Raw genomic sequence first — 14,791 nt, 5'->3', positions numbered from 1 at the left:
CGGCGGCAATCCGTCCGTAGCCCCACTCCGAAGAAAAAGCAACCCTGTGCATCCGGGACGACCGATGCGGGGGAATGAATTCACAAGAGTTGGAGTTATTCCTGTACTCGGCACCACAAGGTGCCGCAGGAGGGGACAGTGGGCAAGAACTACGTCGACATCGAGAACGACCGCGGAGAGACGCTGCGTTACCGCAAGCACGCCAACGGTCGGGGCCTGATCGCGCACGGCGCCAAGGTGCACCCGAGCGCCGTCGTCGAAGCGGGGGCATATGTCGAACCCGGGGTCCAGATCGCGGCGGGCGCGCACGTCGGCCGCGGTGCCTGGGTCGAGTCGGACGCCGTCATCGGCCCCGACGCCGACATCGCGCCGCACGCGCACATCGGACCCCGCGCCGCCATCGGGGCCGGAGCCAAGATCGGCGTGCGGACGCACGTCGGGAGCGAAGCACGCGTGGCGGTCGGTTCCCTGATCGGCGACGACGAGACGATCGCCGACGGCGAGCGCGTGGCCACCGACCCGCGAGGCTTGCGGCTGGCCGCCTAGGCGGGGTCTCGCAGCCGGGCGGCGTCAAACAGGTAGGAGATTTCTGCCTGATCCGGCACTGGCGGGGCTCGGGACCCCGAAATCTCCTACCCGTTTGACGTGCCCCGGCCGAGTCGCCGGCCCGCGCTAGGGTGGCGCGCATGAGGCGCTGGGCATGGGCGGCGGCCGTGGTGCTCGGCGCTGCGGTCTTCGTCGCCGTCGTGATCTGGGTGTATCTGAGCACCGCCGAAGTCGGCGACGCGCCCGAACCGAGCGCCTCGGAACCGGCCGACACGACGGCGCCTCCGCGTCCCGACGGCGCCTTCCCTCTCACCGTGCTGTACGTGTACGACGGTGACACCATCCAGGCGCGGATGCAGCAGCCCGACGATGTCGTGACGACGTCGAACCCCATCCGCATCCGCCTGATCGGCATCGACACCCCGGAGGGGACGCCGACGCCGGAGTGCTGGGCCGACGAGGCGCGCACGCACCTCGCCGAGCTCCTCCCCGAGGGCTCGACGGTGTGGGCGGCGCCCGACCGCGACACGTGGGACGACTACGACCGGCGCCTCTTCAACCTGTGGACCGTCGACGGCGCCTTCGTCAGCCTCGAGCTCGTCATCGCCGGAGACGCCGAGGCGATCCGCGTCTGGCCCAACGTCGCCCACTACGACCTGCTCGTCGATGCGCAGGCACGGGCGGAGGCATCCGGATCCGGCCGCTGGGGCGCCTGCGGCTGAGCAGCCGCGAGCCCTGCCGACGACCCGCCGAACGGCCTAGGCGAAGAGGAACAGCACGAAGCCGATGAGCGGCAGCGTGCCCTGCGTCGCCGCGGCGCGCAGGTACTTCGATCCGGTCGTGAGCAGCACCAGCGCGGCGGCGACCATCGAGCCGAGCGAGAACAGCACGAGAGCCAGGCCCGCGGCGCGGAGCGCGGAGTCCTCGCCGCCCGCGAGGGAGAGCACGAGGCCGATCGCGGTGCCGACCGCGAGGAACAGGTTGTAGAAGCCCTGGTTGTAGGCCATCGGCTTGGTGATGTCGGCCGCCGTCTGGTCGGGCAGGCCGAACCGCTTCCAGATCTTGGGCTGCGTCCATTGCACGCTCTCCATCACGAAGATGTAGACGTGGAGCAGCGCGGCGAGCGCGGCGAAGACCGTGGCGAGGATCGCGACCATGAGCGAACGATATCGCCCGGCTACGCTGAGGCCTATGACGAAGGGCGGCGGTTCGCGCGCACGCAAGGGCGGCAAGGGACGGGATGCCTCATCCGCCCGGTCCGCGGGCAAGCGACCGTCGCAGACCCGCCAGCCGAAGCCCCAGCGCACACCGCGGCCGTCGCCGGCGCCGTCACCCGAGCCTCCCGCACGGCCGGCCGAGCGGTTCGTGCTCGGCGCGTTCCCCGGGGCGACCCCCGGCAAGTGGATCGACGTGTGGAAGGACCGGATGCCGCACACCGCCCTCGAGCTCGTCTCCCTCGCGGTCGCGGACCAGCGGCGGGCGCTCGTCGACGGCGAGGTCGACGCGGCGCTCGTCCGGCTGCCGGTGGACCGCACGGACCTGCACGTGATCGCGCTCTACGACGAGGTGCCGGTGGTCGTGACGGCGGCGGACTCGCATCTCACGGCCGCCGACGAGCTCGAGCTGGCCGACCTGGCCGGCGAGGTCGTGATCGTGCCGGGCGACGACGTGCTCGGACTCGACGTGGCCGGCGCCGTCGCTCCGGCGTTCGCGCCGCCGGCCGACACGGCCGAGGCGATCGCGACCGTCGCGGCCGGGGTCGGCGTGGTGATCGTGCCGATGTCGCTCGCCCGCCTGCACCACCGCAAGGACGCCGACTACCGCCCGCTGCGCGATGCCCCCGCATCCTCCGTCGCGCTCGCGTGGATCGCCGCCCGCACGACCCCCGAGGTCGAGGCGTTCGTCGGGATCGTGCGCGGCCGCACCGTGAACTCCTCCCGCTGACCCCCCCCCCCCCCCCCCCCGACTTCTTGCCGAGCGGGCGCAAACGACCGTTCGCGACACCTGAAACCGGTGATTCGCGCCCGCTCGGCAAGGGTGGGCGGGCACAAGAAAGCGGGGGATGTCGCCGACCTGGGCCTCTGCGACATCCCCCGTGTTCCTGCTTCGAAAGCCGTACGTCCCCAGAACGCGTCCCCAACTCTCCGGCTTTCTGCTCCCAGTCGCGTCCGGCCCCAGTCCGTCGGCGTGCATAGCAGTCCCGACGATGAAGAGCGGCCCCCCGCCGCCCTGATACATCGATCGAGAAAGTTTTCTCCAAGGATTCCCGACGCCGGCTCAGCAAAGCCCGGCACCCGCCTCCGGAACGCCTCAGAACCCGGCGCCGTGCACCTGGAACGGAGCCACGATCCCGGTGCTCGCGGCGGCTTGGGCGAGCGCCTCCGACGGGGAGCTCCCGACGGCCAGCCCTTCGTGCATCGCGCCGAGCAGCTCGCACGCCACGTCGTCGGCGACGATGACGGGCGCGGCGACGACACTGCGGCTGCCGGCGTGCAGCCAGATGCGGGTCATGCCGATCGCCTCCTCGCCCCAGCGCACCGACGAGCGGCCCACCTCGCAGGCGGACAGCACCACGGTGTCGGGCACCTCCGGCATGAGGTCGATGTCATAGCCGAACAGGGTTCCGTCAGCGAGCTCGAGACCCGAGAACAGCGGGTTGTCGACCGCGTGCCGTCCGTGCGCGGCGACGTGCAGCACCTCGACGGAGGACGCGAGCGCGGTGACCCGCTCGACGGATGCCTCGTCCTCCCGCAGCATCTCGGAAGCCGGCCACGAGGCCGCGCCCACCTCGGCCTCCTCCCGTCCGCGAGCGACCCCGGGCCCGACGGCGAAGCCGACGCGGGTCGGACGGACCGAGGATCGGCCGGGGCGCGAGTGCGCCCACTTCGTGGCCGACGCGGCGAGTGTGAACACGCGACCCCGCATCGCGGGCAGCATCGCCCACGGGACCGCGTTGAGAAGTCCCGGGATCGTCAGCACGAGCCGTCGATCGCCCGCGAGCGCCACGGCCGCATCGAGGAGGACGCGCGACAGCGCATCCAATCGCGCATCGAGGCCCCGCTGCACGATGGCGGCCATCGGGCCCGAGCGGATCGAGGCCGCCATGTCGAGATCGGCGCGCAGGCCCTCTTGCAGGCGGCGGATGTCGGCACCCGACGCCACCGGGACCACGACGGTCCGCTGCGACGCGCACACGAGCGCGACGAGCTCGGATCCTGAGTAGACGTAGGCGATGAGCGCGGTGTCGTCGCCGAGCTCGCTCCGCAGCTCGGACAGCGGGATGCGCTCGTCCCCGTCAGCCACCCCCGTCGCCGACCATTGGCGCTCCCGCGCCCGCTCGCGCAGCGCTGCGGCCCGGGGCACGGAGAGCCAATCGGCACCGGGATTCTCGGCGCGCAGCATCCGGAGCTCCGCGAGCTCCTCGGCGAGCTCCGGGTCCGGCGGCGGGCGCAGGGGCACGACCTGCTGGCTCAGATGCCGCGCCCGCTCCGACCACTCGAACACCACATCGGGTCGTCCCGACCGGACAGCCGAGTCGAGCCCCGCGAACACGAGGTTCGCCCCGTGCATCGCCACCGAGGTCTGCAGGTCGAGGCTGCCGAACGAGCGCTGCCACCCGCCGAGCACGTCGAGGCCGTGCGCGGCGTGCCGTCTGGCCGCCGCGCCGCGGTTCGCGGCCGACGCCCGCGCCGACCGCAGCTCCGCGGCGAGCAGCTGAACCTCCATGGGTGAAGACGCCGGCACGCGAAAGCTGCGTGCCGGCGCTTCGCCGCGACGCGCGCGAGCGAGCGCGTCGGACATGCGAAGGGCGGCCGCCTCGCCGCGGAACCCCCGTGCGGCGAGGACGCGCGCGACCTCCTCGACCTGCGCCGTCGCCGGGAGCCGGCGACGCGCGGGAGCAGCGCCGTCCTCCACCCGCGGACCTCCGAGCACCGCGCGCAGGTGCACCGCATCGGCGCGCGCGGCCCACGCGTCATTGCCCAGCGCCCGGAAACGACGGGATGCCGCGCGTGCGACGACGCTCGCGCGCGCGCTGTCGTGCGACAGCAGCGAGCGCGCGAGGTGGAACTCGGCTTCGGCGCGCGACTGAGGCATGCGGTGCGCGCCGAACACGTTCGCGGCGCGCGCGAGGATCTGCTCCGCCTCCGTCGAGAGCCCGGCGTCGCGCAGCACTTCCGCGCGATCGACGTCGGTGATCGCCGCGTTCACGGGAGTGGATGCCGCGACCGGCCGTGCCGCGAGCATCTCCCGGAGCGCCGTCACGAGGTCTCCCGACAGCAGCGACGTGTACCCGAGATTGTGGCGCGCCTGGGCCTCATCGGTCGGCAGCTCGTGGTCGGCGAACGTCGCCGATGCGCGCTCGAGGTCGTGCGCGGCATCGGCCAGCCGTCTCTGCTGCATCCGGACGAGACTCCGGTTCACCCGAGCGCGCGCGGCCGGAACCGGATCGTCGTCGAGGCGGTCGATCGCCTCGGTGAGCCACCGCTCGGCCTCGTCCAGCCGTCCGCCGTAGTTCGCGATCGCGCCGAGCTGACCGAGGAGGATCGCCTGCGTGTGCGCGGTGAGATCGCCCCCGGCGACGGCGGCCCTGAGCAGCTCCTCGGCCAGCGCGGGATTGCCGGTGCGCTGCAGGGCGAGGGCCCGCGTCCCGACGATGCGCGCCCGCAGGTCGGGGTCCTCTGTGCGAGCCTCAGCCTGATCGAGGACACGCTGCGCCTGCGCGTACTTCCCGTTGATGCACAGATCGACGGCGCGCCGGTGAAGGTCGGAGGCGGAGCGCGTCATCCCCTCATCTTGGCCCAGTCCGAGGCATCCTGGGCCCCGGCCGCGCCCCGCATCACGACGGGGCGCGCGTGTGGCCGTTCCAGTCGTGCAGCACCTTCTCGCCCGCCTTCACGAGCGCCTTGACCCGGGCCTTGGCGTCCTCCTTCGCGTGACCGTCCATCATCCGCACACCGACGATCTCCGCCAGGGTGCCGGCGATGTACGGCGCCGCGAACGACGTGCCGCTCCACACGGCGAATCCGCCCGTGTAGTCGTCGGGGTCGATGGTCTCGCGCCTCAGGCCGAAGCGATCGTTCCGCGTCCCGGCCTGCACGCCGCCGTTCATCGGCGGAAGCGAGGACACCACGGCGACACCGGGCGAGTACACGCGCACCCACTTCCCGACGTTGCTGAAGAGCGCCACCGATCGCCCGTTCGGGTTGAGCGCGCCGACGGAGACGTGCGGAGAGGCATCCGGCGGATCCTCCACGACGAAGTCGGCACCGGGCCAGGCCCACAGCGCCGCCGGGAACGCCGGTCGGTCGGTGGCATCGTTCCCCGCCGAGCAGACGATCGCGCACCCGGCGCGTCGTGCCGCGAGCAGGTAGGTGCTGAGTGTCAGGTCGAACTGTCCGTCGTCCGGGGTCTCGTGGTAGTAGCTGAGCGACAGGTTGAGCACGTCGATCGGCCGGCCGCCCTTGCCTCGCGCGTACCTCACGACGCACACCGCGACAGCGCGCACCGCCTCGAGGAACTCGCCCTCGAGGAGCGCGCCCTGGCTGTCGGCGACGCGGATCGAGATGAGATCGGCGTCGGGGCAGATCTGACGGATGACGCCGGCGACGAAGGTGCCGTGGCCGGCCGCTCCATCGAGGAACCCGTCGTACGGGCCGGCCAGGTCGCCGATCGCCTCGGGGTCGGTCGCCGGGTCGACGATGCCGACGGGCTCGCCGTCCACGACGAGGTGGCGGTCGACGATGGAACCGGGCAGCCACGCGTGCTCGCCGCATCCGGTGTCCATGAAGGCGACGACCGGCCGGCGCCCCTTGATCGCGGAGTCATCGCGCCGCGGCGGGTCGCCGATGTAGGTCACCACCTCGCGACCCCCCGACCCCGGGTACGCGTACGTTCCCGGTCCGGGGGCGTTCGTCGATCCGAACGGGTTCGTCGACCCGAATGGATTGGTCGATCCGAACGGGTTCGTCGAACCGAACGGATTGGTCGATCCGAACGGGTTCGTCGACCCGAACGGATTGGTCGATCCGAACGGGTCGACGGTGATGACGTGATCGAGCCCGACACCGGAGAGGTTCGTGCCGCGGCGCGCTCGCGCCCGCTGCAGCAGACGCCACGCGTCGATCGGCGGCACCGGCTGGTCGTCGCGGTCGTCGCGCGGCGAAGGGAAGATGACGGCGAGGAGAACGATCGGCAGGCCGGTCTCCGCCTGCTCCCTGCGCGCGCGCTCGAGGGCCTCCTGTTCCTCGAGCGGCGCGCCCTTGATGGTCGTCAGGCGCACCCCCCACCCGAAGTCGGCGCCCGCTTCGCGCAGGGCCTCGAGGATCTCCGGGAGCCGCAGCACGTCGGAGACCAGGAGATGATCCGGAGCATACGAGGTCGGGTACGCCCGAACCCCCTCCACGGGTTCGCTCGTCGGATCGAGGGGGACGCCGCGGGGTCGTGCCGCGTCGACTCTGCTCCGCCAACCGGGTCGCTCCGTCGCTGCCATCTCGCGCTGCCTCCTCTGCGCGGGCGACGTCCGTCGTCGTCACCGCGAATGCCTCACTCCACCCGGAGCTCGTCGGTCACACTTCGAATTGAGGTGTCTGGAACTCGCGGATCTCCCCCGACGCATCCTTCACCACTACACGCAACCGCGCCACTCCTGCTCCGACCTCGTCGAAGGCGAATCGTCCGTGCTCCCCCGGCTCCGCGGCCGACTCCTGGTCTCCCTGCACGAGGCGGATCGCGAGGGCCGCGGCATCCACCCACCCGTCGATGCGGCGCGCACCGCTCTCGGTGGCGCTGACGTGCAGCAGCACGCTCGTGGTGCCGTCGCTGAACTGCAGCGTCGCGGTGTCGGACTCGCCGCGCACCGCCGCGAGGGATCCCTCGACGAGCGTCAGGAGCGCGTACTCGCGGGAGAGGTCTTCGACGGCGACCGCCGCGACCATGCGGTCCACGAGGTCGGCGGGCACCGGATCCACCTCCTCCCACATCCGCCGCATGCGCGCGAACAGCGCCGCATCGGCGGTGAAGTCCTCAGCGTCCATCGTCATCTCCTCCCCCGTCCGGACCGTCCAGAGCGGCCCGGAGCTTCGCCAGACAACGCTGACGGGTCGGTCCGATGGAGCCGACCGGCATCGCGAGATCCTCGGCGATGCGCGCATAGTCGGGGCGATCCTCGAACGCGACGATCCGCAGCAGCCGCTGGCATCGTTCGTTGAGCGTCGCGACCGCGGACCACAGCCGACGCGAGGCGTCGTTGGTGGTGGCGGTCTGCTCGGCTGATTCGTGGACCGGCAGATGGTGCTCGAGCGACTCGGCCTCGGTCGGGTCCGCCCGGCGCTGCTGCTTGCCGACGCGCCACGCCTCGCGGCGCGCGCACATCGTGAGCCACCCCGACACGGCCTGCGCATCGAGGATCGTCTCGTGACGCCGCACGAGCGTCAGCCACGTCGTCTGCACGACGTCCTGCGCCAGCGCGTGGTCGAGACCGTACGCACGCACGACGTGCCACAGCGCTGGCGACATGAGACGGACGAGCTCGTCCATCGCACGCTTGTCGCCCTCGCGCCATCGCACGAACATCGCCGCGGCGCGCTCCCATCGGGCAGGCTCGACGGAATCGAGCCCGCGGGGGGCATCCGCGTGCGTCATGACGCCCATTGTGTCCACATGATGGTGGAGAGCGATAGATCACGCCTGATACGCGTGACGGCCGATTTCTTCCGGATCGCCCTGCGGGCGGCGGCGACCTAGAATCGCGGCATGACGACCGCGCCGCTGCTCTATGTCTGCGTGCGGCCTCAGCTGGGCGCTGCGGCGGCCGAGTACGAGTCCTTCCGCACCGCCCTGCACGTCGATCCCTCGGGGCTGGGTCACCACGACCTCGTCCGCGAGCCGCTGCCCGACGACGTGTTCGAGCGCTACAGCGGATTCCTCATCGGCGGCAGCCCCTTCAACGTCGCCGACCCCGAGTCGACGAAGACCGACGTGCAGCGGCGACTGGAAGCGGACCTCGAGCGCATCGCGTCCCGCGCCGCGCAGCCCGACGGGCCGGCCGCCCTGTTCACCTGCTACGGGATCGGGGTGGTCACGCGGATGCTGGGCGGCGCCGTGAGCCGCGCCTACCCCGAGGACACCGGGCCGGTCACGATCGAGCTCACGCGGGACGCGGCATCCGATCCGCTGTTCGGGGGTCTGGCCGACCGCTTCACGGCGCTCACCGCCCACAAGGAGGGCACCCCCGTCGCCCCGGGCGGAGCCACCCTGCTCGCGGTGAACGACGCATGCCCCGTGCAGGCGTACCTCGTCGGCGACCGGCTCTACGCGACGCAGTTCCACCCTGAGCCCACGACGAGGGCATTCACGGAGCGCATGGCCGTGTACCGCGACGACGGCTATTTCGAAGCCGACGCGTACGACGCGATCGCCGCACGCGTGCTGGCGGCATCCGTCACCGAGCCGGCGCGCCTGCTGCGCGCGTTCGCGCGGCGGTTCGGTCCGGCGCCCGCCTGATCAGACCTCGGCGTTGCGCACGTCGGCGGCACGGTGGACCACCGCGCCCACGACCGGCACCAGGATCACGATCGCGGCGACGATGATCGCCGTCACGCCGATCGCGGTGCTCTCCGGCTCGAAGACGAGACGGCCGACCCCGATCCATACGAGACCCCACCCCATCGCGAGGCCGGGCGCGATCCGCCAGTGGCTCGCCCACGCGATCGCGACGCCGATGACCGCGACAACCGCGAGGACGAGGATGCCCCACAGCGCCGCCGCATCGGCGGCGGAGTCGGGGACGATCGTCGTCAGCCACGCGGTCGTGTTCGCGACGGTCGCGAGGGTCACCCACCCGAGGTGCAGGCCGGTCACGCCGTCGATCAGCAGCGCGTCCGCCCAGCCGCGGCCGGGATGGAGGACCGCGAGGCGGAACGTCACGCCCAGCAGCACCAGGAGCAGCACGATCCCGAGGACCGTGAGCGGCAGGGTCAGGAACTGGGCGGTCACGAGCCACAGGCCGTTGAGCACCATCGTCCCGGCGATGAACCACCCCAGCGTCCGCTGCCGATCGCGCTCGCGCTGCCCCGGCAGCGCCTGCCACACGGTGTACGCGAACAGCCCCACGTAGATGACCGACCAGATCGAGAAGGCCGATCGGGCGGGCGCGAGGTACGACCCGTCGGCGTCGAGCGCGCCGTTCTGCAGATCCTGCACGGCCGTGCCGCCGAACAGACCTGTGCCGACCATCGCGGCGATGATCATGAAGCAGAACGCGCTGATGACCGCGATCTGGCGGACGAGATCCTTGGCTGCCATGCCTCCACGGTACGAGACGACGCTCCCGCACGAGCGCAGTTGACAGCGACTGCGCGCCGGTATAGCCGCGGTCAGGCGCCCGAAGGCGGGTCGAGCAGCAGGGCGACCCGCTCGTCGAGATACCGTGCGAGGGGCTGGTATCCGCCGCTCGCGCTCCACCGCACGCTCGGCACGCCGTCCACCCCCGCCAGGGGGCCGGATGCCGCGCCCCGGTCGACCGCGTCGGGATCCAGCATCCGCCATCCGAGGTGCACGACCGCGCCCTCTGTGAAGCCGCCGCGGCGTGCGGCCGCCGCGAGCTCGGCCCGGCGCCGCTGCGACTCGGCGGTGAAGCCCCGGCGGGCCTCGGCGCGCGCCCGGAGGACGTCGCCCGTCGCGAGGACGGCGTCGTCGGTGAGCAGCAGCACCCCGAGGTGCCACGCGGTGCCCCGCGGGACGATGCGCGGGGCGCGGCTCAGACCCAGGATGCGGCGCGGCTCGACGAGCTCGCCCAGGCCCTCGCGCGGCGCGTCCGCGAGCCGCATGCGCGCCGCCGCGAGGAGCTCGGCCGTGCTCACGCGGCGTCGTCCTCCACGGGGGCGGCGGTCAGGGCGCCCCGCTCACCGCGCAGGCTCATCGCCACGAGCGGGAAGACGAGCACCGACAGCATCCCCGCGCCCACGAGCAGAGCAGAGGCTGCGGACGACAGGATGCCCTCATCCACGCCGATGGCCGTCACCGCGACGATGATCGGCAGCGCGGTCGCCCCGAGCAGCGCGACCGAGGCCCGGTCGCGCCGCGAGGACCCCTCGGGCGCGGCGAGGGTCGAGGGCAGCCCGCGAACGAGCAGCAGCACCACCACGACCACGGGGAGGAACAGGAACAGGATGGGCTGCGCGAGCAGCGCCGAGAGATCGAACGTCACGCCGGTGTAGATGAAGAAGATGGGCACCAGGAATCCGAAGGCGACGGCCTCGACCTTGCTCTCGACGGCCGCGCGGTCGGGTTCGGCGGCATCGCGCATGAGCAGGCGCCACACGATGCCGGCCGCGAACGCGCCCAGGAGGATGTCGAGGTCGAGGACGACGCTCACCGCGATGAGCCCCGACAGGATCAGGAGCACCACGCGGATCGCGAACTGCCCCGACGTGTGCAGCGTCGAATTGACGAAGCGGTGCATCGCACCCCGCGGCACACGCAGCGCGACCCAGATCGCCAGCCCGGCGACGAGCGCGAAGACGAGGAGCACGATCGTCGAGATGCCCGGGTTGCGGCCGCCGAGGAAGACGGAGATCGCCACGAGGGGCCCGAACTCGCCGACGGCGCCGATCGCGCCGATCGCCCGACCGAACGGCGTCTTGAGCTCGCCCGCGTCGCGCAGGATCGGCAGGATCGTCCCGAGCGCCGTCGAGCACAGCGCGATGCCGATGATGACCGCCTCCTCGCCGGGCACGAAGATCCAGGCGAGGCCGACGCCGATCGCCAGGCTCAGCAGCCACCCCAGCGACGCGCGCCCGCCGGTCCGGCCCCTGAAGGCGGCGAACTCGATCTCGGACCCGGCCACGAAGAACAGCATCGCCAGACCGAACTCGGCGAGGACGTCGAGGAAGGCATCCGGCTGCGCCCAGCCCAGCACGCTGGGCCCCACGAGGATCCCGAGCAGGAGCTCGAAGACGACGATCGGAACCCGCACCCAGCGGCTCAGGCCCCGCGCCACGAGCGGTGCCAGCACGCCGAGGACCGGGATGATGAGCAGCGTCGGCTCGAGGTCGTCCACGCTCACACCCTAGCGACGGCCGGGCGCCCGCGACCCACCCGTGCGGGGTGATGCGGGCGGCGGCTCCGCGGGCCCGAGTCAGGCCTCGATCGCGGCGGCGAGGCCGGCCGGCCGCAGGCGCGGCGGCCGCGCGGGCGAGGAACCCCGGATCTCGCGGTGCAGGCGCTCCATGCGCTCGTCGAGCTCCGCGGCGGTGTCCGCGGCATCCTTCAGGCTGTCGAGGAGCTCGGCGGGCACCTTCGTGTCGTACTTGTAGTAGATCTTGTGCTCGAGGCTCGCCCAGAAGTCCATGGCGATCGTGCGGAACTGCACCTCGACGGGCACCTCCACCCGCCCGCTCGACAGGAAGACCGGCACCGCGACGATCGCGTGCAGGCTCTTGTACCCGTTCGCCTTCGGGTTCGCGATGTAGTCCTTCACCTGGAGGACCTCGATGTCGTCCTGCGCGGTCAGCAGATCGAACAGGCGATATGCGTCGGTGACGAAGCTGCACGTGACCCGCACGCCGGCGATGTCGGTGATGCTCTCGCGGATCGATGCGAAATCGGGCTCGATCCCCTTGCGCCGCACCTTCTCGACCAGGCTGTCCGGGGACTTCACGCGGCTCGACACGTGCTCGATCGGGTTGTAGTCGTGGACGAGCTGGAACTCGTCGCGCAGGATCGACAGCTTGGTCTCGACCTCCTGCATGCCGAAGCGGTACTCCATGAGGAAGCGCTCGAACTCGTCCCTCAGTTCCCGGAGCTCGGCCGGCGACACCATGATCGCCGTGTCGTCTGGACTGTCTGCGTGCGCCGACGGCGCCGTGCCTGCCATGCCGACCACGCTAGGGACGCCGGCTACGAGACACCTGTGAGCCCGGTCTCAGTCCTCCAGCGCGTCTCTCGCGCGCTGGGCGACCGCCGCCGCGGCGCGGGCCCGGGATGCCGCCTCCCGCCGCTCCTCCTCGACTCCTTCGAGCGCCGCCTCCGCCGTCCCACGCTCCCCCTCGAGGCGCTCGAGGTCCCGGCGCAGGTCCTCGATCCGCTCCGAGACGTGATCGACCCGCTCCCGCAGCTTCTGCTGCTGCGCGTCGATCCGCGCGAGCTCGCGCTCGGCCTCGTTCGCGGCGCGCTCCGCTTCGCGCGCGGCCTTCTCGGCCGCCTTCCGCGCTCGGCGCTCCGCGAGGTCGTCGCGGGCCGGCGCCTCCGCCACGCCCGGCAGGGAACCGCCGACGGCATCGGCGAGATCGGCCGGCTCGAACGCGCCGGCCTCGAGCGGCGCCACCAGACGCGCCGTCATGACCGCGGCGGCGGCCGAGGCATCCATCACCGCCGCGTTGATCGTCTTCTCGACGTCCTCCCGCGCTGCCGCGCTGACGGCGACACCGGCGTCCTTCGCGAGCGCGACCGCCTGTGTCGCCAGCGCCGCCACCAGCTGCCGCCGCTCCCGTCCGAGGCGGGAGAGCTCGGCCGCGTCGAGGTCCTCCTGCGCCTCGCGCAGCGCCGCGGACAGCTCGACGGCCTCGGCGAGCTGCCCCTCACGAGCGAGGAGGTTCACCGTCCACGCCGCGACCGTCGGCTTGCGCAGCGCCTTCACCTGAGCCGCGATCGCGCGGTCGGCCATCCCCGTCTCGCGGTTGCGGGCGGCCGTGAACTCGGCGGGCGGGAGGGCGTACAGCTCCGCGGCGATCGCGTCGAGGTCGGAACGGTCGGGCACACGCCCATCCTGTCCCACCTGGCCGGGTTCGGGCGAGGTCCGGGGACGGGCCAGGTCGGAGTGAAAACGGAGGAGATTCCGACACGGCGGGTCGTTTTCAGGCGTCCGGCGCGGCGTTTCTCCTCGCTGTTTCACGGTGTCCGGCCGGAAGGGCAGCCGGGATGCCGGGCGGCCCGGCGCGGGTCAGGCCTGCAGGTTCGACGCCGCCTGGCGAGACGCGCCGAGCGCGACGTACTCGCCGGGTTCGGGCACCTCCACGGCCAGGCCGAGCACGTGCGGCGCGATCCTCCGCACCGCCTCGGACTGCGCGCCGCCCCCGACCAGGAGCGCGCGCTCGAGCGGAACGCCGAGCCCGCGCAGCGCCTCGAGCCCCGCGGCGAGGCCCGAGAGCATGCCCTCGACGGCGGCGCGGGCGAGGTTCTCGCGGGTCGTCGAGGCGAGCGTCATGCCGGTGAGAGAGGCCGTGGCGTCGGGGAGGTTCGGCGTTCGCTCGCCCTCGAAGTACGGGATCAGGGTGAGCCCCGATGCCCCGGCCGGCGCGGCGAGGGCGAGACGGGAGAGCTCGTCGTGGTCGACCCCGAGCAGCCGCGCGATCGCGTCGAGCACCCGCGCCGCGTTGAGGGTGGCCACGAGCGGCAGGAACCGGCCGGTGCAGTCGGCGAACCCGGCCACCGTGCCGGTCGGGTCGATCGTGCGCTGCTCGCTGACGGCGAAAACGGTGCCGCTCGTGCCGATCGACACGACGACGTCCCCCGGCCGCGCCCCGAGTCCGAGCGCCGCCCCGGCGTTGTCGCCCGCGCCGCCGCCCGCGCGGCGGCCGTCGGCGTCGGCCACCCACTCGTGCGGGCCGAGCACGCGCGGCAGCACCGCGTCGTGCCCCAGCGCGGCCACGAGGAGCTCACGGTCGTAGCCGCCGGTCGACGGATCCCAGTAGCCGGTGCCCGAGGCGTCCGATCGGTCCGTCACGAGCTCGTCGAGCACCGGACCGCGCGCCGACTCGTCCGCCGGCCCGAAGCCGCGAAGCCGCCAGGTCAGCCAGTCGTGCGGGAGGGCGACCGCCGCGACCCGCGCGGCGTTGCCGGGCTCGGTGTCGCGCAGCCAGCGCAGCTTCGTGATCGTGAACGAGGCGACCGGGACGAGGCCGGTGCGCTGCGCGAGCGCGTCCGCTCCGAACTCGGCGATCAGCTCGGCAGCCGCCCCCGCCGAGCGGGTGTCGTTCCACAGCAGCGCGTCGCGGATGACCCGGCCCTCGGCGTCGAGGACGACCATCCCGTGCTGCTGGCCGCCGATCGCCCAGGCCGCGACGTCGTCGAGGCCTCCGGCGTCCGCGATGGCCGACCGCAGGGCCGACCACCACGCGCCCGGATGGACCTCGGTCCCGTGCGGATGGGAGGCCCGCCCCTGGCGCACGACCTGGCCGGTCGCGGCATCCGTGATCAGGACCTTGCACGACTGCGTCGACGAATCGACTCCCATCACCAGCGTCAT

Annotated in this window: 15 protein-coding genes; 4 read left to right on the top strand and 11 right to left on the bottom strand. The window is 72.5% G+C overall.

Going from position 1 to position 14,791, the window contains the following annotated elements:
* The first annotated feature begins 138 nt into the window (after positions 1 to 138).
* Together ACFQ0P_RS08790 and ACFQ0P_RS08785 are read left to right on the top strand one after the other, a co-directional pair.
* A complete protein-coding gene (locus tag ACFQ0P_RS08790; RefSeq protein ID WP_204978345.1) occupies positions 139 to 546 on the top strand; it encodes a transferase in 408 nt (135 codons plus the stop codon).
* 140 nt (positions 547 to 686) lie between these two features.
* Entirely contained in the window at positions 687 to 1,268 is a 582-nt protein-coding gene (locus ACFQ0P_RS08785; RefSeq protein WP_204978344.1) for a thermonuclease family protein, read from the top strand.
* A 36-nt stretch (positions 1,269 to 1,304) separates the two neighbouring features.
* Here ACFQ0P_RS08785 and ACFQ0P_RS08780 read toward each other — a convergent pair whose 3' ends face one another.
* On the bottom strand, positions 1,305 to 1,703 hold the full coding sequence (locus ACFQ0P_RS08780; RefSeq protein ID WP_204978343.1) for a DUF1304 domain-containing protein: 399 nt from the start codon (positions 1,701 to 1,703) through the stop codon (positions 1,305 to 1,307).
* Positions 1,704 to 1,737: 34 nt separating this feature from the next.
* Here ACFQ0P_RS08780 and ACFQ0P_RS08775 point away from each other — a divergent pair, with 34 nt between their 5' ends.
* Positions 1,738 to 2,490 (top strand): LysR substrate-binding domain-containing protein, encoded by a 753-nt coding sequence (locus ACFQ0P_RS08775; RefSeq protein ID WP_204978342.1) that lies wholly within the window; start codon positions 1,738 to 1,740, stop codon positions 2,488 to 2,490.
* A 366-nt stretch (positions 2,491 to 2,856) separates the two neighbouring features.
* Here the strand turns inward: ACFQ0P_RS08775 and ACFQ0P_RS08770 are convergent, their stop codons facing one another.
* From ACFQ0P_RS08770 to ACFQ0P_RS08755, 4 genes are all read right to left on the bottom strand, one after another.
* Positions 2,857 to 5,331 carry a CHAT domain-containing protein gene (locus ACFQ0P_RS08770; RefSeq protein WP_204978341.1) on the bottom strand — a complete coding sequence of 825 codons (2,475 nt, stop codon included), beginning with the start codon at positions 5,329 to 5,331 and terminating at the stop codon, positions 2,857 to 2,859.
* Positions 5,332 to 5,383: 52 nt separating this feature from the next.
* The gene (locus ACFQ0P_RS08765) at positions 5,384 to 6,949 is read right to left on the bottom strand and encodes a S8 family serine peptidase (protein WP_378771932.1); all 1,566 of its coding nucleotides are present in this window, start codon (positions 6,947 to 6,949) and stop codon (positions 5,384 to 5,386) included.
* A gap of 163 nt (positions 6,950 to 7,112) precedes the next feature.
* Positions 7,113 to 7,580, bottom strand: a complete 468-nt coding sequence (locus ACFQ0P_RS08760; RefSeq protein ID WP_378771929.1) for a hypothetical protein — start codon at positions 7,578 to 7,580, stop codon at positions 7,113 to 7,115.
* The gene (locus ACFQ0P_RS08755; RefSeq protein WP_378771927.1) at positions 7,570 to 8,187 is read right to left on the bottom strand and encodes an RNA polymerase sigma factor; all 618 of its coding nucleotides are present in this window, start codon (positions 8,185 to 8,187) and stop codon (positions 7,570 to 7,572) included. Before ACFQ0P_RS08755 ends, ACFQ0P_RS08760 begins: the two co-directional genes overlap by 11 nt.
* A gap of 111 nt (positions 8,188 to 8,298) precedes the next feature.
* Here ACFQ0P_RS08755 and ACFQ0P_RS08750 point away from each other — a divergent pair, with 111 nt between their 5' ends.
* On the top strand, positions 8,299 to 9,048 hold the full coding sequence (locus tag ACFQ0P_RS08750; RefSeq protein WP_204978337.1) for a glutamine amidotransferase-related protein: 750 nt from the start codon (positions 8,299 to 8,301) through the stop codon (positions 9,046 to 9,048).
* Here the strand turns inward: ACFQ0P_RS08750 and ACFQ0P_RS08745 are convergent, their stop codons facing one another.
* The 6 genes from ACFQ0P_RS08745 to xylB all read right to left on the bottom strand — a co-directional run bounded on the left by ACFQ0P_RS08745 (position 9,049) and on the right by xylB (position 14,791).
* The gene (locus tag ACFQ0P_RS08745) at positions 9,049 to 9,849 is read right to left on the bottom strand and encodes a tryptophan-rich sensory protein (protein WP_204978336.1); all 801 of its coding nucleotides are present in this window, start codon (positions 9,847 to 9,849) and stop codon (positions 9,049 to 9,051) included.
* Positions 9,850 to 9,920: 71 nt separating this feature from the next.
* Positions 9,921 to 10,406: a glutaminase gene (locus ACFQ0P_RS08740; protein WP_378771924.1), complete on the bottom strand. Its 486-nt coding sequence runs from the start codon at positions 10,404 to 10,406 to the stop codon at positions 9,921 to 9,923.
* Complete coding sequence (locus tag ACFQ0P_RS08735) at positions 10,403 to 11,605, bottom strand: cation:proton antiporter (RefSeq protein WP_204978335.1); 1,203 nt, start codon at positions 11,603 to 11,605, stop codon at positions 10,403 to 10,405. Before ACFQ0P_RS08735 ends, ACFQ0P_RS08740 begins: the two co-directional genes overlap by 4 nt.
* A 78-nt stretch (positions 11,606 to 11,683) precedes the next feature.
* A complete protein-coding gene (locus ACFQ0P_RS08730; RefSeq protein WP_204978334.1) occupies positions 11,684 to 12,421 on the bottom strand; it encodes a GTP pyrophosphokinase in 738 nt (245 codons plus the stop codon).
* Positions 12,422 to 12,469: 48 nt separating this feature from the next.
* Positions 12,470 to 13,303: a transposase gene (locus ACFQ0P_RS08725; protein ID WP_204978333.1), complete on the bottom strand. Its 834-nt coding sequence runs from the start codon at positions 13,301 to 13,303 to the stop codon at positions 12,470 to 12,472.
* Between the two features lie 183 nt (positions 13,304 to 13,486).
* Positions 13,487 to 14,791, bottom strand: coding sequence for a xylulokinase (xylB, locus tag ACFQ0P_RS08720; protein WP_204978332.1), 1,305 nt, complete (start codon positions 14,789 to 14,791; stop codon positions 13,487 to 13,489).

Source organism: Microbacterium insulae, from assembly GCF_042677065.1.
Classification (GTDB): Bacteria; Actinomycetota; Actinomycetes; order Actinomycetales; family Microbacteriaceae; genus Microbacterium; species Microbacterium insulae.
This window is presented reverse-complemented; position numbering and strand designations above follow the sequence as displayed.